At 70.5% G+C, this 23,270-nt stretch carries 26 protein-coding genes; 18 read left to right on the plus strand and 8 right to left on the minus strand.

Going from position 1 to position 23,270, the window contains the following annotated elements:
- From GXW79_RS15030 to speE, 3 genes are all read left to right on the plus strand, one after another.
- Positions 1 to 2,446: hypothetical protein (locus tag GXW79_RS15030; protein WP_211875234.1), on the plus strand; the 2,446-nt coding region annotated here is incomplete at its 5' end.
- 201 nt (positions 2,447 to 2,647) lie between these two features.
- The gene (gene speD / locus GXW79_RS15035; protein WP_211875235.1) at positions 2,648 to 3,100 is read left to right on the plus strand and encodes an adenosylmethionine decarboxylase; all 453 of its coding nucleotides are present in this window, start codon (positions 2,648 to 2,650) and stop codon (positions 3,098 to 3,100) included.
- Between the two features lie 75 nt (positions 3,101 to 3,175).
- Positions 3,176 to 4,039: a polyamine aminopropyltransferase gene (speE, locus tag GXW79_RS15040; RefSeq protein WP_211875236.1), complete on the plus strand. Its 864-nt coding sequence runs from the start codon at positions 3,176 to 3,178 to the stop codon at positions 4,037 to 4,039.
- A gap of 33 nt (positions 4,040 to 4,072) precedes the next feature.
- Here the strand turns inward: speE and GXW79_RS15045 are convergent, their stop codons facing one another.
- The 4 genes from GXW79_RS15045 to GXW79_RS15060 form a co-directional block, all read right to left on the minus strand.
- The gene (locus tag GXW79_RS15045) at positions 4,073 to 4,624 is read right to left on the minus strand and encodes a hypothetical protein (RefSeq protein ID WP_211875237.1); all 552 of its coding nucleotides are present in this window, start codon (positions 4,622 to 4,624) and stop codon (positions 4,073 to 4,075) included.
- Positions 4,625 to 4,714: 90 nt separating this feature from the next.
- The gene (gene fliP, locus GXW79_RS15050) at positions 4,715 to 5,455 is read right to left on the minus strand and encodes a flagellar type III secretion system pore protein FliP (protein ID WP_211875238.1); all 741 of its coding nucleotides are present in this window, start codon (positions 5,453 to 5,455) and stop codon (positions 4,715 to 4,717) included.
- The gene (locus tag GXW79_RS15055) at positions 5,452 to 5,715 is read right to left on the minus strand and encodes a flagellar biosynthetic protein FliO (protein ID WP_211875239.1); all 264 of its coding nucleotides are present in this window, start codon (positions 5,713 to 5,715) and stop codon (positions 5,452 to 5,454) included. Before GXW79_RS15055 ends, fliP begins: the two co-directional genes overlap by 4 nt.
- A gap of 30 nt (positions 5,716 to 5,745) precedes the next feature.
- Positions 5,746 to 6,036 carry a hypothetical protein gene (locus GXW79_RS15060; RefSeq protein ID WP_211875240.1) on the minus strand — a complete coding sequence of 97 codons (291 nt, stop codon included), beginning with the start codon at positions 6,034 to 6,036 and terminating at the stop codon, positions 5,746 to 5,748.
- Positions 6,037 to 6,144: 108 nt separating this feature from the next.
- On the opposite strand from GXW79_RS15060, the gene GXW79_RS15065 reads away from it, so the two are divergent.
- The 9 genes from GXW79_RS15065 to GXW79_RS15105 all read left to right on the plus strand — a co-directional run bounded on the left by GXW79_RS15065 (position 6,145) and on the right by GXW79_RS15105 (position 13,436).
- A complete protein-coding gene (locus tag GXW79_RS15065) occupies positions 6,145 to 6,528 on the plus strand; it encodes a flagellar basal body protein (RefSeq protein WP_211875241.1) in 384 nt (127 codons plus the stop codon).
- Between the two features lie 14 nt (positions 6,529 to 6,542).
- A complete protein-coding gene (gene flgC / locus GXW79_RS15070; RefSeq protein WP_211875242.1) occupies positions 6,543 to 6,950 on the plus strand; it encodes a flagellar basal body rod protein FlgC in 408 nt (135 codons plus the stop codon).
- On the plus strand, positions 6,950 to 7,258 hold the full coding sequence (locus GXW79_RS15075) for a flagellar hook-basal body complex protein FliE (RefSeq protein ID WP_211875243.1): 309 nt from the start codon (positions 6,950 to 6,952) through the stop codon (positions 7,256 to 7,258). Before flgC ends, GXW79_RS15075 begins: the two co-directional genes overlap by 1 nt.
- Positions 7,259 to 7,311: 53 nt before the next feature.
- Positions 7,312 to 7,572, plus strand: a complete 261-nt coding sequence (locus tag GXW79_RS21685) for a flagellar biosynthetic protein FliQ (protein ID WP_367614930.1) — start codon at positions 7,312 to 7,314, stop codon at positions 7,570 to 7,572.
- Positions 7,569 to 8,345, plus strand: a complete 777-nt coding sequence (locus tag GXW79_RS15085) for a flagellar biosynthetic protein FliR (protein ID WP_211875244.1) — start codon at positions 7,569 to 7,571, stop codon at positions 8,343 to 8,345. The genes GXW79_RS21685 and GXW79_RS15085 overlap by 4 nt, the downstream gene beginning before the upstream one ends.
- Complete coding sequence (locus tag GXW79_RS15090) at positions 8,345 to 9,406, plus strand: EscU/YscU/HrcU family type III secretion system export apparatus switch protein (RefSeq protein ID WP_211875245.1); 1,062 nt, start codon at positions 8,345 to 8,347, stop codon at positions 9,404 to 9,406. The genes GXW79_RS15085 and GXW79_RS15090 overlap by 1 nt, the downstream gene beginning before the upstream one ends.
- The gene (locus tag GXW79_RS15095) at positions 9,403 to 11,097 is read left to right on the plus strand and encodes an ATP-binding protein (RefSeq protein WP_211875247.1); all 1,695 of its coding nucleotides are present in this window, start codon (positions 9,403 to 9,405) and stop codon (positions 11,095 to 11,097) included. Before GXW79_RS15090 ends, GXW79_RS15095 begins: the two co-directional genes overlap by 4 nt.
- Before the next feature lie 191 nt (positions 11,098 to 11,288).
- Entirely contained in the window at positions 11,289 to 12,338 is a 1,050-nt protein-coding gene (recA, locus tag GXW79_RS15100; RefSeq protein ID WP_211875344.1) for a recombinase RecA, read from the plus strand.
- A gap of 111 nt (positions 12,339 to 12,449) precedes the next feature.
- Positions 12,450 to 13,436 carry a Bug family tripartite tricarboxylate transporter substrate binding protein gene (locus tag GXW79_RS15105; RefSeq protein WP_211875248.1) on the plus strand — a complete coding sequence of 329 codons (987 nt, stop codon included), beginning with the start codon at positions 12,450 to 12,452 and terminating at the stop codon, positions 13,434 to 13,436.
- A gap of 5 nt (positions 13,437 to 13,441) precedes the next feature.
- Here GXW79_RS15105 and GXW79_RS15110 read toward each other — a convergent pair whose 3' ends face one another.
- Entirely contained in the window at positions 13,442 to 14,659 is a 1,218-nt protein-coding gene (locus GXW79_RS15110) for an ABC transporter substrate-binding protein (RefSeq protein WP_211875250.1), read from the minus strand.
- Between the two features lie 123 nt (positions 14,660 to 14,782).
- On the opposite strand from GXW79_RS15110, the gene GXW79_RS15115 reads away from it, so the two are divergent.
- The 5 genes from GXW79_RS15115 to GXW79_RS15135 all read left to right on the plus strand — a co-directional run bounded on the left by GXW79_RS15115 (position 14,783) and on the right by GXW79_RS15135 (position 19,568).
- Positions 14,783 to 15,790, plus strand: a complete 1,008-nt coding sequence (locus GXW79_RS15115; protein WP_211875251.1) for an NAD(P)H-quinone oxidoreductase — start codon at positions 14,783 to 14,785, stop codon at positions 15,788 to 15,790.
- The gene (locus tag GXW79_RS15120; RefSeq protein ID WP_211875252.1) at positions 15,787 to 16,563 is read left to right on the plus strand and encodes an SDR family NAD(P)-dependent oxidoreductase; all 777 of its coding nucleotides are present in this window, start codon (positions 15,787 to 15,789) and stop codon (positions 16,561 to 16,563) included. Before GXW79_RS15115 ends, GXW79_RS15120 begins: the two co-directional genes overlap by 4 nt.
- Positions 16,560 to 17,801, plus strand: a complete 1,242-nt coding sequence (locus GXW79_RS15125; RefSeq protein ID WP_246504029.1) for an NAD(P)H-dependent oxidoreductase — start codon at positions 16,560 to 16,562, stop codon at positions 17,799 to 17,801. Before GXW79_RS15120 ends, GXW79_RS15125 begins: the two co-directional genes overlap by 4 nt.
- A gap of 139 nt (positions 17,802 to 17,940) precedes the next feature.
- Positions 17,941 to 18,798 carry a DMT family transporter gene (locus GXW79_RS15130; protein ID WP_211875253.1) on the plus strand — a complete coding sequence of 286 codons (858 nt, stop codon included), beginning with the start codon at positions 17,941 to 17,943 and terminating at the stop codon, positions 18,796 to 18,798.
- The gene (locus GXW79_RS15135; RefSeq protein WP_367614925.1) at positions 18,795 to 19,568 is read left to right on the plus strand and encodes an alpha/beta fold hydrolase; all 774 of its coding nucleotides are present in this window, start codon (positions 18,795 to 18,797) and stop codon (positions 19,566 to 19,568) included. Before GXW79_RS15130 ends, GXW79_RS15135 begins: the two co-directional genes overlap by 4 nt.
- Positions 19,569 to 19,606: 38 nt before the next feature.
- Here the strand turns inward: GXW79_RS15135 and GXW79_RS15140 are convergent, their stop codons facing one another.
- Genes GXW79_RS15140 through GXW79_RS15150 form a run of 3 tightly spaced genes read right to left on the minus strand, consistent with a single transcriptional unit; the run spans position 19,607 to position 22,192 of the window.
- The gene (locus GXW79_RS15140) at positions 19,607 to 20,566 is read right to left on the minus strand and encodes a Bug family tripartite tricarboxylate transporter substrate binding protein (protein ID WP_246504030.1); all 960 of its coding nucleotides are present in this window, start codon (positions 20,564 to 20,566) and stop codon (positions 19,607 to 19,609) included.
- Positions 20,566 to 21,201 carry a flavin reductase family protein gene (locus tag GXW79_RS15145; protein ID WP_211875256.1) on the minus strand — a complete coding sequence of 212 codons (636 nt, stop codon included), beginning with the start codon at positions 21,199 to 21,201 and terminating at the stop codon, positions 20,566 to 20,568. Before GXW79_RS15145 ends, GXW79_RS15140 begins: the two co-directional genes overlap by 1 nt.
- A gap of 19 nt (positions 21,202 to 21,220) precedes the next feature.
- Positions 21,221 to 22,192, minus strand: a complete 972-nt coding sequence (locus GXW79_RS15150; protein WP_211875257.1) for a 2-hydroxyacid dehydrogenase — start codon at positions 22,190 to 22,192, stop codon at positions 21,221 to 21,223.
- A 119-nt stretch (positions 22,193 to 22,311) separates the two neighbouring features.
- Here GXW79_RS15150 and GXW79_RS15155 point away from each other — a divergent pair, with 119 nt between their 5' ends.
- Positions 22,312 to 23,103, plus strand: coding sequence for an SDR family oxidoreductase (locus GXW79_RS15155; protein WP_211875258.1), 792 nt, complete (start codon positions 22,312 to 22,314; stop codon positions 23,101 to 23,103).
- Positions 23,104 to 23,270 lie beyond the last annotated feature (167 nt).

The following is a 23,270-nucleotide window of genomic DNA, read 5'->3' on the forward strand; positions in this document are numbered from 1 at the left end:
GGCCCCGGCCTCCACCCCGGTCCGCGTAGCCCCGCCGCCCCTGGCGCGGCCCCCGGTGGCGGCGCCGCCGGCCGTGCCGCCGCCTGCGGAAGTCGTGGTGACACCGGCCCCGGTGCCAGCGGTCGTGGCCGCACCGCTTCAGCCCGAGGTTGCTCCGCCGCCGGTGGCGCCGACCGGCCGCGGCATCCGCATCCTTGTTGCCGGGCGCAGCATCGCGCTGCCCTCGCCTTCCGGGACGGGCATCGCGGTATTCCGTCGCGGGGGCGCCGTGCTCGCGGTCTTCGATGTGCCGGGCGCGCTCGACCTCGCCGGCCTGCGCGACGATCCCACCTTCGGCGAGGCGCGCAGCTGGATGCTGCCGGATGGGGCGGTGCTGCTGCTGCCATTGCCGGTCGGGATGACGGTGGAGCCGCGCCGCGAGGGCGAGACCTGGGTGCTGGAGGTGGAAGCCGTCGACGCGACGCGCCGCTCCGGCCAACGCCGCCGGCCGATCATGGCCGAGGCTGAGCCTGGTCCACCTGCCCGCCTCGTCATCGGCATCGAGGGTGGCAGCCGCGTCCTCGCCATGGAGGACCCCGAGACCGGCTCGCCGCTGCTGATCGGCACCCTGATCGTGCCTGGGCAGGCGCATGGGAGCGCCTGGCGCCTGCCGGAATTCGAGGTGCTGTCGACCCGCCAGGGTGCGGCGATCCTGGCGCGCAGCGATCGTGTCGCCCTGCGCAGCCTGCCGGGGCGTTTCACCTTGAGCGTACCGGGCGGGTCGATGCGGATCGCGATGCCGGGCGGGCTCGACCTGAGTGCGGAAGCGGTGCGCCTCACCCGCCTGCTCGATCTGCCGGCGCTGTCGGTGTCGGGGCTGCTGGACCGGCTGCGCAGCCAGCAGTCGAGCATCGCGACGTCCCTGCCGCTGGCGCGCGGCGGCACCCGGCGCGACACGGCGGAGACGCTGCTGGCCATGGGCATGCCGCACGAGGCGCAGGCGATGGCGGCGCTCGCCCTGCAGGAAGATCCGCGGATGCGCGGGGATGCCCGCCTGCTGCTCGCCTATGGCGCGTCGGCGTTGCTCGCCGGGCGCATCGGCGATGCCGCGGCCATCGAGGATGCGCGGATCCCGGCGAGCGACGAGGTCCTGGTGTGGCGCGGCCTCCTCGCGGCCGCGCGCGGCGATGCCGGGCTTGCGGCATCGGGCATCACGCCGGGAATGGCGCTGCTCTTCACCTACCCCGAGGCGCTGCGCCAGCGGCTGCTGCCGATGGCCGCGCTCGCGCTGGCGGAAAGCGATGCCGTGCCGGCCACGCGGCGGCTGCTCGCGGCGCTGCCGGAGACCCCGGCCTATGCCTATGCCCGCGCTCGGCTGAGCGAAACCGAGGGCGAGGCGGCCGAGGCTGCGCGGCAATACGCGGCGCTGACCGAAAGCGCGGACCGGCCGGCGCGTGCCCGCGCGATGCGACGGCTCGCCGAGCTGCGCCTGGTCGCCGGCGAGATCGACGCCAGGTCTGCCGCCGAAGCGCTCGACCGCGCCATCTTCTCCTGGCGCGGTGATGCGGATGAGCTGGCGCTGCGGTTGCGTGTCGCCACGTTGCGGCGTGCGGCCGGCGAACCGCGCATCGCCTTCGACCTGCTGCGCGAGACGGCGTCGCTTTTCCCCGAGCACGCCCCGCGGCTGCGCCCCGACATCGCGGCGAGCCTCGCCGAGGCGATCCTGCGCGAGCCACCGGTTGCGGCGGTGGCGTTGTTCGAACTGCATCGCGACCTCCTGCCGACAGGCGCCGAGGGCGCCGAGACCCTGGCGCTGCTGGCCGAGCGCCTTGTCGCGATGGAGTTGCCGCAGCGCGCCATCGCCCTGCTGCAGGAGGCCGCGGAGCGCGCCTCCACCCGCGAGGGCCGCGCCCGCCACGGCACCCGGATGGCGGTGCTGCGGCTCGCCGAGCGTGACGCCGCGGGCGCCCTCGCCGCGCTGGACGCGACCAGCCTGCCCGAGCTTCCGCCGCCCTTGATGACCGCGCGTGCTCTGCTGCGCGCGCGTGCCTTGGCCGCCAGCGGCGAGCGCGGCGCGGCCGCGACCCTGCTCGCGACAGTGGGGGCGGAGGGCCGCACCACGCTCGCTGCGATCCTCGCCGAGGCGCAGGACTGGACGGGCGCAGCCGCAGCACTCGGCGAGCACCTGGCCGAGGTGCTGCCGCCCGGCGACGCCGCCTTCGATCCGTCCCTGCGACGGGAGGTCGCGCGCCTCGCGGCCTTCCACGCCTTGGCCAGCGAGACGGTCGCACTTGCGGGCTTGGCGGCGCGGGTGGCGGGCCGAATGGGCGAGGGACCGGTGGCGGAGCTATTCGCGCTGCTCGTCGCGGACCCGATGCGCGGCATCGCGGATGCGCGGCGCCTGGGGCGGGAGCTTGATCTGTTCCGCGCCCTGCCGGGTCGTCTGTCGGCGCAGGGATTGTTCTGATTGGCGCAATGGACCGGTGAAGTTTCCCGCGTCCCCCGGGGGGAGACAAGCGGAGTGACGCGCCGCCCCAAGGGGGTAACCGCAGAATTTTCGGTCGCATCACCTTAATTTCTCTTGCGGTGCGGGCGCGCTTGCCCCATATGCGCGGCCCGTTGACCTGTATGTTGTGTTGGTCATCTGCTGGCTGGAAGGAGCCCAACTATGGAAGCTCTCGTCCAACTGGGGATGGTCTCGGACGCGCCGAGCGAAGCCCAGAGTGATGAGTCTCGTTCGGTGGAGGCGAAGGATTACTTCGTTGTCCGCGATGGTGTGCGCTACGCAGGCACGCACCTGATCATCGATTTGTGGGGTGCCACGAATCTCGGTGATCCCGAACATATTGACGAGGTGTTGCGCGAGGCCGCGATCGCCACAGGCGCGACGATCCTGCACGGGCATTTCCACCATTTCTCACCCAATGGTGGCGTCTCCGGCGTGCTGGTGCTGGCGGAGAGCCATGTCTCCATCCACACTTGGCCCGAGCGGGACTATGCCGCGCTGGATATCTTCGTGTGCGGCGAGTGCAACCCGTACAAGGCGCTGGCGGCCTTGAAGCGCGGCTTCCTGCCCGAGCGCGTGCAACTCGCCGAGCACAAGCGCGGCCTGATCGGCTAGCGTTCTCGTAGACAAAAACAAAAGAGTGGGGTCCGGGGAAATTCCTTTCCCCGGCCTTTTTTCTTGTGAGGCGCCATGACCGACATATGGGTGAACGAGGGTCTGTACCCCGCCTGGGGCCAGCGCTTCCGCGTGGTGCACGAGTTGGCGCGCGTGCGCTCGCCGTTCCAGGACATCATGGTGTTCGAGAGCGAGACCCATGGCCGCGTCATGCTGCTCGACGGCGTGGTGCAGATCACCGAGGCGGATGAGTTCGTCTATCAGGAGATGATCGTTCACGTGCCGATGCTCGCGCATGGCGATGCGTCGCGCGTGCTGATTATCGGCGCCGGCGACGGCGGCGTGTTGCGGCGCGTGCTGCAGCACCGCGGCGTCACGCAGGCGGTGATGGTGGAGATCGACGGCGAGGTGATCCGCCTCGCGCGCGAATTCCTCCCCGCGATTGGCGGCGCTGCCTGGGAGGATCCTCGCGCCGAGGTCATCGTGGGCGACGGCATCGACTATGTGCAGCGCGCGCCGGATGCGAGCGTCGACGTGGTGATCGTCGACAGCACGGACCCGATCGGCGTGGGCGAGGTGCTGTTCACCGATGATTTCTATGCGCATTGCGCACGCGTGCTGACGCCGCATGGCGTGCTGGTGAACCAGTGCGGCGTGCCCTTCATGCAGGCCGAGGAGCTGCGCGAGACGAGCCTGCGCCGCGCGCGGTTCTTTGCCGAGGTGTCCGCCTACGTCGCGGCTGTACCGACCTATGTGGGTGGCTTCATGACGCTGGGCTGGTCGGCCAAGGCGGCGGGGATGCGGGCGCTGCCGGTGGAGGTGCTGCGCGAGCGCGCCGCCGCGGCGGGGGTGCTGGGGACGACGCGCTACTGGTCACCGGAGATGCAGGCGAGTGCCTTCGTGCTGCCGCCCTACATCCAGGATCAGCTTTCAGTTTAGAAGATGTCGCACGCGCCGCGCTGACGCGGCACCTCAACGCGTCCCGGTCTCATCCTCGTCCGGGTCGCGCCCCGCGATCATCGCTTCCAGTCGTGGCCAGCTGCGCTTGAAGATTTCGCCGTAGATGGCCTTCTCCGCCTCTGTCCGGCCCTGCTGATCGGGATGGAGTTCGCGCGCCAGCAGGCGCTTCAGCCGCCGCCGCGTCACCGACATGGGGCGGGTCTTGGCCCCACCGTGTTTCTCGGAGACCGATTTGGCGATGTCGCGCGCGCTCTCCGCATCGTAGAGGGCGTGGCGCAACCGGGCCACCTCGACCTCCAGTTGCGCGATGCGGGCTTCGGGTGAGGGCGCGAAGGCCGGCTGCTGCCAGCGCCGCCGCCCTGAGGGCTGAATGGGGTGGTGCCAGCCAAGGCCGTTATCGGGCCCGATATACCCGTCCTGCTCGAGCCGCCTCAGCATGTCGTCGGCGGCCAGGTCACTGACCCCTAGCGCCTGCGCCAGGCTGTCCACGCTCAGGCGCTCGACGCCGGCGACCACCGCCAGCGCGTCTTCATATGTCGCAAACCGTGCCATCATCCCCATCACGACTTATTCCGGAAGGGATTCTAAACGGCTCGCCGCAAATCGCCAACAGAATCAACGCCGCACGCGAGGCATCGCGGATCAGCTGGGTGACTAGCCAGCCGAAAATCCCTGCACCAGGCTTGCGGCGAGAAGGCGCCAGCCATCCACGATCACGAAGAACACCAGCTTGAACGGCAACGCCACGACCGATGGCGGCAGCATCATCATGCCCAGCGACATGAGGATGGAGGCCACCACCATGTCGATGACCAGGAAAGGCAGGAAGATCAGGAAGCCGATCTCGAAGGCGCGCTTCAATTCGCTCACCATGAAGGCCGGTACCAGGGCGCGCCAGGGCGCCTGGGCGTTGGCCTCGGGCCTGGGCAGGTTGCCGAGTTCGAGGAACAGCGCGAGGTCGGATTCGCGCACATGGATCGCCATGAAGCGGCGGAAGGGTTCGGCCGCGGCCTGGATGCCGGGAAGCTCCGCGAGGCGCCCTTCGCTCATCGGCAGCAGCCCTTCGGTCCAGGCCTGCTGGAACACCGGCTCCATGACGAAAAATGTGAGAAATAGCGCGAGACCGATCAGCACCGGGTTGGGCGGGATGGATGGCGCGCCGATCGCGCTGCGCAGCAGGCCGAGCACGATGACGATGCGCGCGAAGGCGGTGCCCATCACCAGCAGGGAAGGGGCCAGCGAGAGCAGCCCGATCAGCGCGGTGAGCTGCACCAGGCGCGACGTGGTGCCGGGCTGACCGGCCGCGGCGCCGAGGTCGATCGCCACGCTCTGCGCCAGGGCCGGCAGCGCGAAGAGCAGCAGGATGGCGGCGACCAGGATCATGCGTGCGATCATGGCGCGGTCTCCGGCACCCAGCCGAGGCAGAGGTCGGTCGCCCCGCCGGTGAGCAGCACCATGGCGCGGCCATCGATGCGCACCAGCGTGAGGCGCCGGCGCGCATCGAGCGCGAGGCTTTCCTCGACCCGCAGCCGTTGCCCGCCACCGCGCGGGGCGAGGCCCGTCAGGCGCGCGGCGCGGCCGAGCAGCAGCATTAGCGCCACCATGGCGATGAGCGCGCCGGCGGCCCAGATCCATTGGGTCGTTTCGAGGAGCATGCCGCGGCCTCCTGCCGGCGGTTGAGGGTGTCAGGGCGGTGGCAGCGCGGCGTGCAGCTGTGCGAGTTGCTCACTGAGCGTTTCGAGCATCGGTCGCAGCGCCTGGCCTTCGGTGAGCGGCAGGGCGAGGATACCGGCGCAGAGGCGGCCGAACTCGTCATCGAGGCCGGCGAGATCGACGCGGCGCCCGCTTTCGATCAGCGCCGCGGTGATGCTGAGGATCATGCGCGCACCCTCGACCATGTCCTCGACGATGACGGCCGCATCGCTGCGGCGGGCCGTCCGGGCGGGCGTCAGCAATGCGTCGGCTGTCTGCTTCATGCCGTGATCGAAGCACGGTTTTCCTTACCGGATGGTTGCGCCCGGCGCGGTTTGCGGTGCCGTCGCGCATTAACCCGATATTGCGCATTGCCGTGCGAAGCAGGGTGCATGGACCCGACGCAAACCGGACCGATCGCCCTCGCCGAACGCCGCCTGCACTGGCTGGATGCGCGGCAGCGCGTGCTCGCCCAGAACATGGCGAATCTCGACACGCCCGGCTATCGGCCGAGCGACCTTCGCCCCTTCGCCGAGACGCTGGCGCGGACCGGTTCGGGCCTCGCGCGCACCAACGCCGCGCATGCCGGCGGTGGCCGCGCCAGCGATGTCCGCGCCGACCGCCAGCTGGTGGAGCGCACGCCGGATGGCAATGGCGTCTCGCTCGAGGACCAGGCGCTGAAGGTCGCCGATACCGACACCGCGCATGCTCTCGCGCTGTCTCTGCATCGCCGATTCCTGACCATGTTCCGCACCGCCCTCGGGCGCACCGGCTGAGGAGGCCGCTCACCATGGATATCGAAAGCGCGCTGCGTATTTCCGCGGCCGGGATGAACGTGCAGGGCACGCGGCTGCGGGTGGTGGCGGAGAACCTCGCCAATCGCGACAGCACCGGGCAGACGCCGGGCGGCGACCCCTACCGGCGGCGCACCGTGACCTTCGCCAATCGGCTCGACCGCGAGATCGGCGCGAACACGGTGCGCGTCAGCCGCGTGGGCACGGCGCAGGGCGAGTTTCCGTTGCGATTTGATCCCTCGCATCCGGCGGCGAACGCGCAGGGCTATGTGCGCACGCCGAATGTGGACTCCCTGGTGGAGACGATGGACATGCGCGAGGCGCAGCGCAGCTACAGCGCCAATCTCGGCGTGCTCGAAGCCTCCCGCGCCATGCTGACCCGCACGATCGAGGCGCTGCGCTGATGGCCATTCCCCTGGTCGCGGCCGGTGTCGCCGCCGCCTATCGCCGCGCCGATGGTATGGCCGAAGCGGTGGCACCGATCGCGGCGAATGATGGCGGCTTCGGCGCAGCGCTGACCCGCGCGGTGCAGGGCACGATCGAGGCGGGGCGCGCCTCGGACCGGATCGCCTCCGCGGGCCTGACGGGACAGGCGAGCGTGACGGACGTGGTGCTTGCGCTCAGCCGCGCGGAGCTTGCCTTGCAGACGGTGGTGGCGGTTCGGGACCGGGTGGTCGCCGCCTATCAGGACGTGATGCGCATGCCGATCTGAGGCGGTCTGCGCGTGGCGCCGCAGGATGCGGTGAGGAGTTCGACTTGGAACAGGTGATGCTCGCCTCGCGAGAGGCCCTGTGGGTCAGCCTGCAGATCGGCGGGCCTGCGCTGGTGGCGATGCTGCTGGTCGGCCTTGCCGTATCGGTGTTCCAGGCGCTGACGCAGATCCAGGAGGCGAGCCTGGGCTTCCTGCCGAAGATCGGCGCGCTGGCGGGCGTGCTCGTACTCCTCGGCCCCTTCATGGCCGGCGTGCTGCGCGGTTATGCGGAGGGGCTGTTCCTGACCATCGTCGCGGTGGGCGGCGCGCCTTGAGCGAGGCGGAACTCGTCGCGGCCCTGCCGGCGCTGGCGTTCCAGGCGGCGCTGCTCTTCGCGCGCGTTGGCGCGGCGGCGATGCTGCTGCCGGGCCTTGGCGAGCAGGAGGTCTCGCCGCAGATCCGTCTGGCACTGGGGCTCGCCATGGTGCCGCTGCTCCTGCCCGCGCTCGCGCCCGCGCTGCCGCAGGCGCCCGATGATGCGGCGGCGGCTGTGCTCCTGGTGCTGCTGGAAATCCTGGTGGGCGTCTGGCTCGGCGGATTGGCGCGGCTTGTCACGCTTGCTTTCGCCGTCACCGGGCAGGCGGTGGCGCTGATGCTGGGACTCGCGAGCGCCCTGGTCCCGGATGCGCAGTTCGGCGGCCAGGGCACGGCCACCAGCCGGATGTTCGCGCTGCTGGCGATCGTGCTGGTGCTTGGGACGGGCCTGTACATGCTGCCGCTGCGGGCCCTTGCGCAGAGCTACGCGGTGCTGCCGGCGGGCGGCGCCTGGCCGGCCGGCGACGCGGCCGAGACCTTCACGCAGGCCGCCGCCGACAGCTTCACCCTCGCGCTGCAACTGGCCGCGCCCTTCATGCTCGGCGGCATCGTGCTGAACGTCGCACTCGGCCTGCTGACGCGCCTGGCGCCGCAGGTGCAGATCTACTTCGTCGCAATCCCGGGGCAGATCCTGGCCGGGATCGCGCTGCTGGCGCTGCTGTTGCCCGCCATGCTCGGCGCCTATGCGGATGCCGCGCGCTTCGCCTTCGCTGGCCTGCCGGGCAATCGCTGATGGCCGAGGACCAAGGCGGCGAGGACCGCACGCAGGACCCCTCCGAACGCCGCCTCGAACGCGCGCGGGAGGATGGCAAGGTCGCGCTGTCGCGCGAGGCGGTGATGCTGGCGACGCTGCTGGCTGGCCTCGCCGGGTTGATGATCGGGCTGCCGCCGATGGCGCGCGATCTCGCCGCCGCGCTGCGCGGCATCCTCGCCGCCTCGCATCGACTTGAGCCGGGCGAGGCCCTCACCGCTCTGGCGGTACCAGCGCTGTTCGCGGTGCTGCCGGTGGCGGGGCTCACCGCGCTGGGTTCGCTTGCGGGGACCATGCTGCAGACGCGCGGGCTGGTCTCTGCCAAGGCGCTGGCGCCGGATTTCGCCAAGCTGAACCCGCTCACCGGCCTGCACCGGCTGTTGGGCGTGGAGGCGGCGATCGAGCTGTTGCGCACCGCGGTAAAGCTCAGCCTGGTTGGCCTCGCGTTGTGGACGGCGGTCGGCGATCCCGGCGGGTGGCAGGCGCTGCTGCACAGCCCGGTCGCCGCCGTGCTGGGCGTCTCGGCGGAGACCGCCTTCCGGCTGATGCGCGCCGCACTCGCCGCCTTCGCGGTCGTCGCGGTGCTCGACCTAGTCCTGGTCCATCTGCGCCACCGCAACAGCCTGCGGATGAGCCGCGAGGACATGAAGGCCGAGCAGAAGGAAGCCGACGGCGACCCGCAGGTGAAGGGCCACATGAAGCAGCTTCGCCTGGCAAAATCCCGGCTGCGTATGATGGCGGCAGTGCCGCGCGCGGCGGTGATCATCACCAACCCGACCCACTACGCGGTGGCGCTGGCTTATGACCGGGCCGGTTCGGCGGCACCGCGGGTGGTGGCCAAGGGCATGGACGCCGTGGCGATGCGCATCCGCGAGGTGGGGCAGGCCCATGGCGTCCCAATCGTGCCCAATCCGCCGCTGGCCCGCGCGCTGCACAAGATGGAGCTTGAGGCGGAAATTCCGCCCGAGCATTATCAAGCCGTGGCCGAAATCATCGCATTCATCTGGCGTCTCAACGCCCGCGCCGCCGAGGGCGTGCGATGACGCCCGAAGCAACCGCCGCACCGATCGACGAGCAGCTGAGCCTGCCCTTCCTTCCCGCGGCCATCGACGCGCCACGGCCGCGCCGCGGGCGCGACGTCAACGCGCGCGCCATGCAGCGCGACGTCAACGCCGCCGCCCTGCTGCGCGAGGCCGCGGCCGCGCTGCGCCCTCTCTTCGCGGCGGAGGAGGCGGGGCTCGCGATCCTCGACGCCGCGGGCCAGGTCGTCGCTGCCAACGCCGGATACGCGCTGCTCGCCGGCGGCGACGCCTGGGCCACCGCCGGCACCGCGCCGCCGCCCGCAGCATTGGTCGCACCCGGCGAGCGCGAGGCGCTGCGCCACCTGATCAAAGCTGCGCTCGACGGCCCGCGCGCGCCAGCACCCATCGAGCTGCGCCCGGCCGATCCGAACGCCACGCCCGATGCCTGCCTGCTGATCTCCTGCCGCCGCCTGCGTGCCGAACCCGGCGTGCTGCTGCGCGTGGCGGATGCCACCCATCGGCGCCGGCTGGAGCGCGAACTGGCCGAGGCGAGCCGGCTGCAGGCGGTGGGCGCGCTTGCCGGCGGCGTCGCGCATGATTTCAACAACCTGCTCACCGCCATCATCGGCAGCGCGGAAGCCGTGCTGGCGCAGGCGCCACCCCCCGAGACCGCCGACGAGATGGCCCGCGTGATGGACGCGGCCACCCGCGGCGGCACGCTGGTGCGGCAGCTGCTGGCCTTCGCCCGGCAGCAGGCGCTGCGCCCGCGCCTCGTGGCGCTCGACGAGGCGGTGCACAGCCTCGCCGTGCTGCTGCCGCGCCTGCTCGGCGGCGGGGTGCGGCTCACGCTCGGCCTCGATGCCGCCGGGGACGGCGTGATCGTGGATCCCGGGCAGCTCGACCAGGTGCTGCTGAACCTCTCGGTGAATGCCCGCGACGCGATGGGCGGTGGCGGCGAGCTGCGCCTCGCGACGAGCCGCATCCGGCTGCGGCGTCCGCGCACGGAAGCCGCCGGAGCCATCCCGGCCGGCGACTGGGCCGTGCTGGAGGTGGGTGATACCGGGCCGGGGATTCCGCCCGAAATCCTGCCGCGCATCTTCGAGCCGTTCTTCACCACGCGGCGCGAATCGGGCGGCACCGGCCTCGGCCTCGCGACCGTGCATGGCATCGTGCAGCAATCGGGCGGCCACCTGTCGGTCGCGAGTGATCCGGGCGTGGGGACGGTGTTCCGCCTGTGGTTCCCGCGCCAGGCGTTGGAGACGCCGGTCCTCACGGCGCCACCCTCAGCTGCCACCCGGCCGACGACGACGCAGGCGCATGTGCTGCTGGTCGACGACGAGCCGCTGATCCGCCGCATCGCCGAACGCACGCTGGTCGCCGCCGGCCACCGCGTGACCTTGGCTGAGGATGCCGAGGCTGCGCTCGACCTGCTGCCCGAGGGTGCGCGGGCGCCCGACCTTCTGCTCAGCGACATCAGCATGCCCGGCATGGACGGGGTGGAACTCGCCCAGCGCCTGCAGCGCCGCTTCCCTGATCTCCGCGTGCTGCTGGCGTCGGGGTATTCCGAGCGGCTCCTGGGCCTTGATCTCGACGCCGCAAGGCTGCGCCTGCTCGCCAAGCCCTATCGCGCCGCCGAACTCACCGAAGCGGTCGGCGCCCTGCTCGCCGGGGTCGTGGACCCGGCTGCTGTCGAAGGCTCGGCGACGCGTTAAGAATTTGTTTATGTATTGTTCTTGTTTGCGAAGGCCAGGGACCGCATAGTCTTGGCAACGGCGGCGTGTCGATTCGCGCGATCTTCTCGGGCAACGCGACAATACTGATGCGCGCGAGAAATATTATCGCTACACAACGTAGGGTTGACGCCGCTCTCCAGCGGCAGCGGAAGGATCGGGAGTTGGCAGCTATGGACAAGGGCAAGGCGCTGGATGCCGCGCTGGGGCAGATCGAGCGGGCCTTCGGCAAGGGTTCGATCATGCGCCTGGGCGCGAAGAACCTCACCGACGGGGTGGAGGTGATCCCGACCGGCTCGTTGGGCCTCGACCTGGCACTGGGGATCGGCGGGCTGCCCAAAGGGCGCATCGTCGAGATCTACGGGCCCGAAAGCTCGGGCAAGACCACGCTGGCGCTGCACGTGATCGCCGAGGCCCAGAAGGCCGGCGGGACCTGCGCCTTCCTCGATGCCGAGCACGCCCTCGACCCCGGCTACGCCCGCAAGCTCGGTGTTGATGTGGACAACCTCTTGATTTCGCAGCCCGATGCCGGCGAGCAGGCCCTCGAGATCGCCGATACGCTGGTGCGTTCGGGTGCGATCGACGTGCTGGTGGTCGACTCCGTGGCCGCCCTGGTGCCCCGCGCCGAGCTCGAAGGCGAGATGGGCGACAACCACATGGGCCTGCACGCGCGGCTGATGAGCCAGGCACTGCGCAAGCTCACCGGCTCGGTCTCCAAATCCAACACGCTGCTGATCTTCCTCAACCAGATCCGCCTCAAGATCGGCGTCATGTTCGGCAATCCGGAGACGACGACGGGCGGCAACGCATTGAAGTTCTACGCGTCCTGCCGGCTCGACATCCGCCGCATCGGCGCGCTGAAGGACCGCGACGAGGTGATCGGCAACCACACCCGCGTGAAGGTGGTGAAGAACAAGATGGCGCCGCCCTTCCGCGAGGTGGAGTTCGACATCCTCTACGGCGAGGGCATCTCCAAGGTGGGAGAGCTGATCGACCTCGGCGTGAAGGCCGGCATCGTCGAGAAGTCCGGCGCCTGGTTCAGCCATGACTCCACGCGGATCGGGCAGGGGCGCGAGAACGCCAAGCAGTTCCTGCGCGACCACCCCGCGATGGCCCAGGCCATCGAGCAGAAGGTGCGCAACCAGGCCGGGATCCTGGTGGACAAGATGCTGAACGGCGCCATCGCCGACGAGGTCGGGCCCGAGGCGAAGGCGGCGGAGTAACCACGCCCCAGCGGCCGGCGCCCCTTGCGCCGGCCTTACGCCGGTTTAAGTTTCTCGGCAGCAGAGCGGTGTCCAGCGTTTCGGAACACGCCGCCCCGGGAGACGATCCGAATGATCCAACGCCGCAGCATCCTCGGCGCCGCCGCGCTGATGCCTTTCGCCACCACGCCGCTTGGCGCCCTTGCCCAGGCACCGGCCTGGCCGGCGCAGCCAGTCCGCATGGTGGTGCCCTTCGCCGCCGGCGGCCCCACCGACGTGCCGGCGCGCCTGCTGTGCGACCGCCTGTCGGAGGCGCTGCCGCAGCGGGTGATCGTGGAGAACCGCACCGGATCGGGCGTGGTGATCGGCACCGACCTGGTCTCCAAGGCACCCAAGGACGGGCATACGCTGCTCTACACGACCGTGGCGCATTCGGTACTGCGCGCCTTGTTCCCGACGCTCCCGTTCGATCCGGCGGCGGATTTTGCGCCCGTCGCCTTCGTGGGCAAGGTTCCCATGCTGCTGCTGCTGAACAAGGACATTCCGGCCAATACTCTGCCGGAGTTGATCGCACTTCTGCGCGCCAACCCGGGCAAGTATGACTATGCGAGCAGCGGCAATGGCGGCGCCGTGCACCTGGCGACCGAGCTGTTCCTCTCCATGGCGGGCGGCCTGCAGGTCGGCCACATCCCCTATCGCGGCTCCTCCGCGGCGATGCCGGACGTGTTGAGCGGGCGCGTCGCGATGATCATCGATGTAGGCTTTGCCGGCCTCGAATACACCCGTCGGGGCGAGCTCAAGGCGATCGCGGTCAGCTCCCAGGCGCGCATGCCCCAGGCGCCGGACCTGCCGACCTTCATCGAGGGCGGGGTTGCCGGCTACGAATCCTACACCTGGCACATGGTGATGGCGCCGGCCGGCACGCCCGCCCCGGTGCTCACTGCGGTCAACGCGGCAGTGAACCGGGCGCTGGCGCAGGACGCGCTGGTGCAGCGCCTGGTCGAGCAGGGCATGGATGTGGTGCGCGATTCCACCCCGGACTCGGCGGCCACCTTCCTGCGCAGCGAGACCGAGAAATGGTCCGCCATCGTGCGCGCGCGCAACATCCGGGTGAATTAGGCGGCCTACCCGCCGAGCGGCGTGCGTAGCCGCGCCGTCGCGGCGGGCTCGGGCCCGATGACGTGCAGCGTCCCGGATTGCCACTGCATCAGGAAGGGCCGCGCCCGGGTATTCTGGCCTCGCTCGTCGAAGCGCAGGCCCCAGCCGGCGGGCGAGGCGCCCTCCGCGATCTCGGCCGCGAGCATGACGGCGCGGATGCGGTCCTTGTCGAGCGATCCGGCGCGATGAAACGCCTCGAAGGCGATCAGCCCGGCAGCGTAGTTCGCCAGTGACAGCGCCGATCGCGGCTCGCTGCCGTAGCGCCCCTTATAGGCCTCGACGAACAACGGCACGCTGGGCGCGAAGCTCTCCTTCACCGCGAAGGGGGAGAATTCCAGGGTGAGCACGCCCTCGAAGCCGGCGCCGACAGCGCGCGCCGTCTCCGCCATCGCATAGCCGGCGCCGGTGCCGAGCAGCATGGCCGGCCGCCAGGCCGCATCCTGCATGGCGCGGAACAGCGGCGCGATGTCGCCCTGCGGACCGCTATGGAGCAGGATCTGGGTATTGGCGGCGCGCAGTCGCTGCAGCAGCGGCGCAAAATCCATCATCCGCGCCGGGTAGGCGAGCCGCTCGACGGGAACCAGGCCGGCCGCCCGCAGCGCACCATCCTGCGCTGCCGCCATCGCCTGCGCGTCACCCTGGTCCTCGGCGAGTATGGACACGCGCAAGCCCTGTGCCTCCACCGCGAGGGCAGGGGCGAGGCTTTCGGCCACCGCCTCCACTGTCGCTATGGCGAAATCGGCAATGCGCGGGCAGGTGCGGAACAGGGTGCGAAAGCCGCGCTCGGTAATGGCGTCGGCGGTCGCGCCCATCTCGATATAGGCGATGCCCTGCAACTCCGCGATCTGCGAGGCAGCAACCGAGAGGGCAGAGGCGTGAGTGCCGAACATCGCCACGGCGCGCTCGGCCCCCAGCAAGCGGCGGATCTCGGCGATGGCCTGGGTCGCGTCCACCGCATCGGCCTTGAGCAGGCGGATGGGGCGGCCGAGGATGCCGCCGGCGGCGTTGCGTTCCTCCGCGGCGAGCTCGAGGCCGCGGAAACTCTCATCGCCTTGCAGCGCCAGCGGACCGGAGAGGGGGAACAGGGCGCCGAAGCGATGCTCCGCGCCTTGCGCCAAGGGCTCACCCGGAATGGCCGCGAGCGCGAGGGTGGCGAGAAGCGGGCGGCGGCGAAGGCGGATCAAGACGGGCGATCTCCGGATGGAGGCAGGCGCGACCCTCTTAGGAACCGTCTCTCCACGCAAGCCCGCTTGACGTGGTGGCCTTCAGGCGCGAACCCTCGGGCGCCAGAACCAAGAGGAACGCCGATGCGAACGCTGCCCGCCGAGATGAGTTTCATCGACCACGGCGCCGGTGGCGGGCCCGAGGTTCTGGTGCCGGGTCGGCGGCCGCTGCCGGTGCCGGCGGCCGATGAGGTGCTGATCCGCGTCGAGGTCGCCGGCGTCAACCGCCCCGACGTGCAGCAGCGCAGCGGCAACTACCCGCCGCCGCCGGGTGCGAGCCCCGTGATGGGCCTGGAATGCGCGGGCGAGGTGGTGGCGCTCGGCAGCGCGGCGGCCCGCTTCCGCATCGGCGACAAGGTCTGCGCGCTGACCAATGGCGGCGCCTATGCCGAATACTGCACCGCCCCGGAGGCGCAGACCCTGCCCTGGCCCGCCGGCTACGACGCGCTGCGCGCGGCCGCACTTCCGGAGACCTACTTCACGGTCTGGGCGAACCTGTTCGGCCACGGGAAGCTGGCGGCCGGGGAGACGGCGCTGGTCCATGGCGGCACCTCCGGCATCGGCGTCACCGCGATCAAGCTCGCGCGCGAATTCGGGGCGAGGATCTTCGCGACGGCCGGAAGCGCCGAGAAATGCGCGGCCTCCGTCGGCTTCGGCGCGGATGCCGCGATCAACTACCGCGACGAGGATTTCTACGAGCGCACCAAGGCGTTGACGGACGGGCGCGGCGTCGACGTGATCCTCGACATGGTGGGCGGCAGCTACTTCCAGAAGAACCTGCGCAGCCTGGGGCGCGACGGGCGGCTGGTGCTGATCGCCTTCCTCGGCGGCTTCAGCGTGGAGGCCGCGGATTTGCGGCCGATCATGCTCAAGCGCCTGGTCATCACCGGCTCCACGATGCGGCCGCGCACCACCGCGGAGAAGGGCGTGCTGGCCGATGCCCTGCGCGAGAAAGTCTGGCCCGTGCTCGAGGCCGGGCGCTGCGGGCCGGAGATATTTGCCAGTTTCCCTCTCGCGGAAGCGGCGGAGGCGCATCGCCTGATGGAGAGCAGCGCGCATATCGGCAAGATCATGCTGACGGTGGCGTCGTGAGCGGCGAGGGCGCCGCGGCCGAACCGCAGACCCATGCCGGCAAGGTCGCGATAGTCACCGGCGCCGGGCGGGGCATCGGTGCGGCCATCGCCACCCTGCTCGCCGCGCGCGGCGCCTGGGTGGCCGTGCTGGACTTGGACGTCGACCTCGCGCGCGAGACGGCGGCGCGCTGCGGCGGCTTCCCGCTCGCCTGCGATGTCGCCGATCGCGCCCAGGTGGAGACCGCCTGCGCCGCCGCCGAGGCGGAGCTGGGGCCGGCCGATATCCTGGTGAACAATGCCGGCATCAGCCCCAAGACCAATGGCCGCGCGCTCGGCGTGCACGAGATGCCGTGGGAGGAGTGGGACCGGGTGCTGGCGGTCAACGTCTCCGGCGCCTTCGCCATGATCCGTGCGCTGGCGCCGGGCATGATCGCGCGGAAATCCGGCCGCATCGTCAACCAGGCGTCGGTCGCGGGGAAGCGCTACACGCCGATCGTCGCCTGCCACTACACGACCTCCAAGGCGGCGCTGATCGGGCTGACCAAGCACCTGTCCGCGGAGCTCGGGCCGCACGGCATTACGGTCAATGCGCTCTGCCCGGGGCGGATTGGCACGGCGCTCGCCAGCACCGTCGATCCCCGGCTGAACGAGGATGTCCTGCGCGATACGCCGATGGGCCGCTTCGGCACGCCCGAGGAAGTCGCCCGCACCTGCTGCTATCTGACCGGGCCGGACGCCGCCTTCGTAACCGGGCAGGCGGTCGATATCGCGGGCGGGTGGATGCAGACATGAACCTGCACGCGAAGCTGGTCGCCCGCGCCGCCGAGGGCCGCCCGATCCGCGTCGCGCATATCGGCGCCGGCAAGTTCGGCTCGATGTTCCTGCATCAGGCGCGACGCATGCCGGGCCTCCATGTGCTGGGCATCGCGGACCTCTCCATCCCCGGCGCGCGGGCTGCGCTCGCGCGGGTGCACTGGCCGGATGGCAGCTACGATGCGGCGAGCCTCGATGACGCGGTGGCCTCGGGCGGCACCCATCTCACTCAGGATTCGATGGCGCTGATCGCCGATCCGCGCGTGGATGTTGTGGTCGAGGCGACCGGCAATCCTGCCGCGGGGCTGCGCCACGCGCGCCACGCGATCGCCCATGGCAAGCATGTGGTCATGGTCAACGTGGAGGCCGACGCACTGGCCGGGCCGCTGCTCGCGCGCGAGGCGCAGGCGGCGGGCGTGGTCTATTCCATGGCCTATGGCGACCAGCCGGCGCTGGTCTGCGAGATGGTGGACACCCTGCGTGCGGCGGGTTTTTCTATCGTCGCCGCCGGCAAGGGCACCAAGTACCTTCCCGCCTTCCATGCCAGCACGCCCGAGACGGTGTGGGATTTCTATGGCCTGACGCCGGAGGCGGCGCAGGCGGGCGGGATGAATCCGCAGATGTTCAACTCCTTCCTGGATGGGACGAAGTCGGGCATCGAGATGGCGGCCATCGCCAATGCCACGGGGCTCGACGTGCCTGAGGACGGGCTGGCCTTCCCACCCGCAGGGACATCGGAGATCCCGGACATCCTGCGCCCGCACAACGCAGGCGGCGTGCTGCCCCACGCCGGCATGGTGGAGGTGATCTCCTCCTTGCGGCGGGATGGCAGCGCGATCCCCGACGATGTCCGCTGGGGTGTGTTTGCCGTGTTCGAGGGCGAGACAGAGTACGCGCGGCGCTGCTTCGCCGAATACGGCGTCGCGACCGACAGCACCGGCCGCTACGCCGCACTCTGGCGGCCCTACCACTTCATTGGGCTGGAGCTCGGCGTTTCCATCGCCTCGGCGGCACTGCGCGGCGAGGCGACGGGCTGCGCGACTGCCTGGCGCGGCGATGTCGCCGCGGTGGCCAGCGCGACCTTCGCCGCGGCGAGGTGCTGGATGGCGAGGGCGGCGCGCTGGTCTGGGGCAAATGCATCCCGGCGGCGCGTGCGCGCGCGATCGACTCCGTGCCGATCGGCCTGGCGCACTGCGTGGCGCTGGCGCGCGACGTAAAGATGGGCGCCATCCTCACCGGCGCGGACCTCAGCGCGGCGTTTTCGGGCGATGCGGCGGAGATACGCGCGGCGATGGTGGCAGCCTGCGGTTGAGCGTCACTGGTGTCCGGCCGCCCGGTCGGGTTTAGTGCGCGACGATGCGCTCCGCCATTCCTCATCTCCTCGTGGCCATCGTGCTGTTCGGCGGCGCCTGGCCGATTACCAAGGCCGCCTTCTCGGATGCGACGCCGATGTGGTTCGCGGCCGGGCGCGCGGGGCTTGCCGCGGTGGCATCGGCGATCGCGCTGCTGGCGCTGGGCCGCCTGCATTGGCCGCGGCGGGCGGATTGGCCGGCGGTGATCGCACTCGGCACCTTACAACTCGGCGGCTATTTCGCGCTGGCGCACACCGCCGTCGCGATCGTGCCCGCCGGACGCACCGCGATCATCTCCGCGGTCACCAGCTACTGGCTGCTGCCCATGTCGATCCTGGTGATGGGCGAGCGCATCTCGGCGCGCGGCTGGCTGGGCGCCGCGTTCGGCCTTGCCGGCGTGGTGGTGCTTGCGGGGCCCTGGTCGCTGGACTGGGGGGCGCGCGACGTGGTGCTCGGCCATGGCATGCTGATGCTGGCCGCAGGGCTCTGGAGCGTCGCGATCATCGTCACGCGCGCGCGCATCCCCGCCTCGCCGATGATCGAGCTGCTGCCCTGGTGCTTCGCCATCGCCTTCGCGATGCTGGGGCCCTTCGCGATGTACCTGGAGCCCGAGGGCGGCATTCGCGGCCCGTCCTGGCCCATCATGCTGTATATCGGCGTGATCGTAGCGCCCATCGGCACCTGGTGCGTCATCGAGATCGGGCGGCGGTTGCCGGGCGCGGTGTCCTCGCTGGCCTTCCTGCTGGTGCCGGCCTTCGGGGTGACGCTGTCGGCGGTGTGGCTGGGAGAGGCGGTGGGCATGGACATCCTCATTGGCAGCGTCCTGATCGTGACGAGCGTCGCTCTGGCTGCCCGCGCATGACCGCGCTGCGCCTCAACGCGGTAGAGGTCGGCGCGGGCCCGCCCGTGGTGCTGCTGCACGGGCTGCTCGGCGCGGCGCAGAATTGGGGCACGATCCAGACCGCGCTGGCGCCCGACCATCGCGTGATCACACTTGACCTGCGCAATCACGGCGCATCGCCGCATGCGGCCGAGATGGACCACGGATCCATGGCGGCGGATGTCGCGCAGACGCTGCAGGCGCTGGGCGTGCCGCGCGCCGCGGTGGTGGGTCATTCGATGGGCGGCAAGGTCGCGATGATGCTGGCGCTGACCGCGCCGGCGCTGGTGGAGCGGCTTGTGGTCGCCGATATCGCGCCCGTGCCGTATCCGCCGAACCTTCGCGCGATCGTCGCGGCCCTGCAGGCGCTGCCGGTGACGCCGGGGCTCACGCGCCGCGCCGCCGACGCCTTGCTTGCGGCCACCATCCCCGAAGCCGGCATGCGCGCCTTCCTGCTGCAGAATCTGCGCTTCGATGCGACGCCGGCCTGGCGGATCGGCCTAGCCGAGATCGCCGCGGCGATGCCGGCGATCGAGGATTTCGCGGCGCCGGCGGCGGTGTTCGAAGGCCCGGTGCTGTTCCTCGCCGGGGCACGCAGCGACTACATCCGCCCCGAGCACGAAGCGGCCATCGCGGCGCTGTTCCCGACCGCGCGGCACGCGGTGGTGCCCAACGCCGGCCATTGGGTGCATGCCGAGAACCCCGGCGGCTTCCTCGACGCGCTGGAGCCATTCCTGGGCCAAGCGCCTTAAAGCGGGATGCGTTGCGGCGGCCTCGCCGAGAGCTTGCTCTAGTTCGCCGTCACACCCGCGCGGCGGATCACCGGTGCCCAGCGGGCGGTATCGGCGGCGAGGAAACCCGCGAAGGCGTCCGGCGACTCGGAGGGGATGATGTCTAGCCCATTCTCCTCCAGCCGCTGGCGCACCGTGGGATCGGCGAGCGCGCCGTTCAGTGCCGCGTGCAGCCGCGCCACCCGGTCCGGCGGGGTGCCGCCGGTCGCGAGCAGCGCATACCAGGTGGCCGCATCGACCTCCGGAAAGCCCTGTTCCGCCATGGTGGGAACCTCGGGCGTGGTCGCACTCCGGTTGCCGCCGGCGATGCCGATCGCGCGCACCGATCCGGCGCGGATATGCGGCAGCATCGGTGCAACGGCATTGCTCATCATCGACAGGCGGCCGGCGATGATGTCGTTCAACGCGGGACCCGAGCCGCGATAGGGGATGTGCTCGATCTCCACGCCAAGAGCCAGCGCGATCATCGCGCCCACCGCGTGGCTGGTGCTGCCGACGCCGGAGGAGCCATAGGTCATCGGGCGAGCACGCGCCTCGGCCTGCAATTCGCGCATGGTGGTGGCGCGCACCGATGTGTGGACGACCAGCACGTTGGCGCCTTCCACCATCATCCCGATCGGCGCGAATGCCGTCGCGGGATCATAGGGAATGGAGCGGCGCACCAGGTGGTTGATCGTGAGGCTGCCGCTGCCGCCGAGCAGCAAGGTGAGCCCATCCGGCGCGGCCTTGGCCACGACCTCCGCGCCCAGCGCGCCGCCGGCACCGCCGCGATTCTCGATGACGATGGATTGGCCCAGCCGCGGCCCCATCGCATCGGCGACGATACGGCCGACGATGTCGTTGGTGCCGCCCGGCGTCCAGGGAATGATCAGGCGCAGTGGACGATCCGGAAATCCCTGCGCGCGCGCGTGACCCGCCAGCGCGAGCGCAGGTGTGGCCAGAAGCGCGCGCCGGCGCATCACTTGCCCTGCTTCGCCGCCCACTCCTCGGGCGACATGCGGGGGATCTCGATGCGGTCGGTCGTGCGCGCGTACCAGCCGCGGCCATGCATGCGGCCGACCAGGTTGAGCTTCTCCGTGTCGATGTAGTTCTTCGCCTGGTCCAGCACGCAGTCGTCGCGCACATGCATCGCCAGCACGCGGCCGAGCACGATGGTGTGATGGCTCACCGGGATCAGCTGGAAGGTCTCGCATTCGAGTGCGACCGGGCTTTCCGCGATGCGCGGCGGCTTGATGAGGGTGGACGGCGTGGCGGTGAGCCCCGCCTCCTTCAGCTCATCCACCTCGGGCGGGAACTGGATGGCTGTGATGTTCATCTGCTCGGCGTTTTCGGCGGAGACCAGGTTCACCACGAACTGCCCAGTGTTGCGGATGTTCTGCAGCGTGTCCTTCTTGGAGCCCTCGGGCGTCGGGCCGCAGCCGATGGCGATCACCACGGGGTCGTCGGTCAGCGCGTTGAAGAAGGAGTAGGGGGCGGCGTTGTTGATGCCATCGGCATCCTGCGTCACCACCCAGGCGACCGGGCGCGGCACCACGGTGGAGACGATGAGCTTGTAGCGCTCGCGCGTCGGCAGCGTTGCGAAATCGAAGAACATCGTGAACTCCCGTGATGGATCAGAGGACGCGGTGCGGCGGCTCCTCGCCGCGCAGCAGCACCGCATCGAGATTGTCGAGCGCGCGGAAGCCCATGGCGTCGCGCGTCTCGATGGTGGCACTGCCCAGATGCGGCAGCAGCGCGACATTCTCCAGGCCAAGATACCCCGGAAAAATGCGTGGCTCGCCATCATAGACGTCGAGGCCGGCGGCGCGGATGTGCCCGCTGGAGAGCGCCGCGACCAGCGCTGCATCATCCACCGTGGTGCCGCGGCCGGTGTTCACCACGATCGCACCCTGGGGCAGCAGCGCGATACGTTCTGCATTTAGCCAGTGTCGTGTCGCCGCGCCGCCGGGGATGTGCATGGACAGGATATCGCACGCGGCGAGGAACGGCGCGTCATCGGCGTGGAAATGCGCGCCCTGCTCCTGTTCGAGCGGCAGCTGGCTGCGGTTTCGATAATGGATCTCCATCCCGAACCCACGCGCCATGGTCGCCAGCGCCCGCCCGATGCGGCCCATGCCGAGGATACCCAGGCGCTTGCCCTCCAGCGTCACGCCCATGAACTGCGTGGGCGTCCATCCCGACCAGGCGCCGGCCCGCAGCACGCGTTCGCTCTCGCCGGCGCGCCGCGCGGCCATCAGGATCAGCAACATGGCGATCTCGGCGGTCGCGACCGAAAGGACATCGGGCGTGTTGGCGATCAGGATGCTGCGGTCGGCGGCCGCCTTGAGGTCGATATGATCGGTGCCGACGGAGAAGGTCGCGATGATCTTCACCCCCTCCGGCAGCGCCGCGATGGTCTCCGCGTTCATCCGGTCGCCGGCGGCACAGAGGATGCCGGCCGCACCCGCCGCGCGCCGCGCAATCTCGGCGCTGTCATTGGCCCAGCCGGTGTCGCCGGAGGCGAGCCGCGCGTCGTAGTCGCGCGCGGCGCGCGCCTCGACAGCCTCGGGGAAGGTGCGGGTCAGCAGCAGGGGCGGCTTGGTCATCGGCGTCCTCGTCCTTCGCCGCACCATACCGGCGGTGGCGGGGCTGACCAGAGGGGGTCGCTTGTCACCCGACGACGAAGCCGGCAGGCTTGTCACACACAAGAAAGCGGAATGCGAACATGGATCTCGGTTTGAAGGGCCGTCGCGCCCTGGTGATGGGCGCGTCCAAGGGGCTGGGGCGCGCGATCGCCAACTCGCTCGCCGCCGAAGGTGCGGCGCTGGTCATCTCCGGCCGTAGCCAGGCGAGCCTTGACGTGGCGGCCGCGGAACTGCTCGCCCTCGGCGCCAAGTCCTGCGTCGGCATCCCCGCCGATGTCGCCAACGGCGAAGACATGGACCGCCTGGCCGATGGCGCTGTCGCCGCGATGGGCGGCGTGGATATCCTCGTCCTCAACCATGGCGGCCCGCCGCCGGGCACCGCCATGCAGATCACGGAGCCTGACCTGTTCACCTGGTTCCAACGCATCACCGTCTCGCCCATCCGCATCACCATGCGGCTGCTGCCCGCCATGCGCGCGCAGAAATGGGGGCGCATCCTGGTCGTCGGCAGCACCGGCATGCAGCACCCCATCCCGCAGATCGCGCTGTCCAACACGCTCCGCGCCTCCATCTGGTCGTGGCTCAAGACCCTGTCCGGCGAAGTCGCCGCCGATGGCGTGACCATGAACGTCATCGCGCCAGGCACCATCAAGACCGACCGCGTGCTTGAAACCGCCGGCAAGAACGCCGCGACCAAAGGCATCACCGTGGAAGAATCCCTCGCTGCCTCGGCCAAGGAAATCCCGGCGCAACGCCTCGGCATCCCCGAAGACTTTGGCCCCGCCGGCGCGTTCCTTGCCAGCGAACAAGCCAGCTACATCACCGGCACCATGATGCGCATCGACGGCGGCCGCGTCCGGGCGATGCTGTGATGGGTGAGGGGAGCAAGGCCAGGGGCGCTGCCCCTGGACCCCGCCAGGATCGTGTCGATCCTGAACCTCCATTTGTTGGTTCTTGGGATTGGGAGTGGGGCAGGCTCGCCGGAGGCGAGCCGGGTTGGGGAGAGGGCGCATGGAGGTAACATTGGCATGGGCGCATT

This window comes from Plastoroseomonas arctica, assembly GCF_018128965.1.
In the GTDB taxonomy this organism is placed as follows: domain Bacteria; phylum Pseudomonadota; class Alphaproteobacteria; order Acetobacterales; family Acetobacteraceae; genus Plastoroseomonas; species Plastoroseomonas arctica.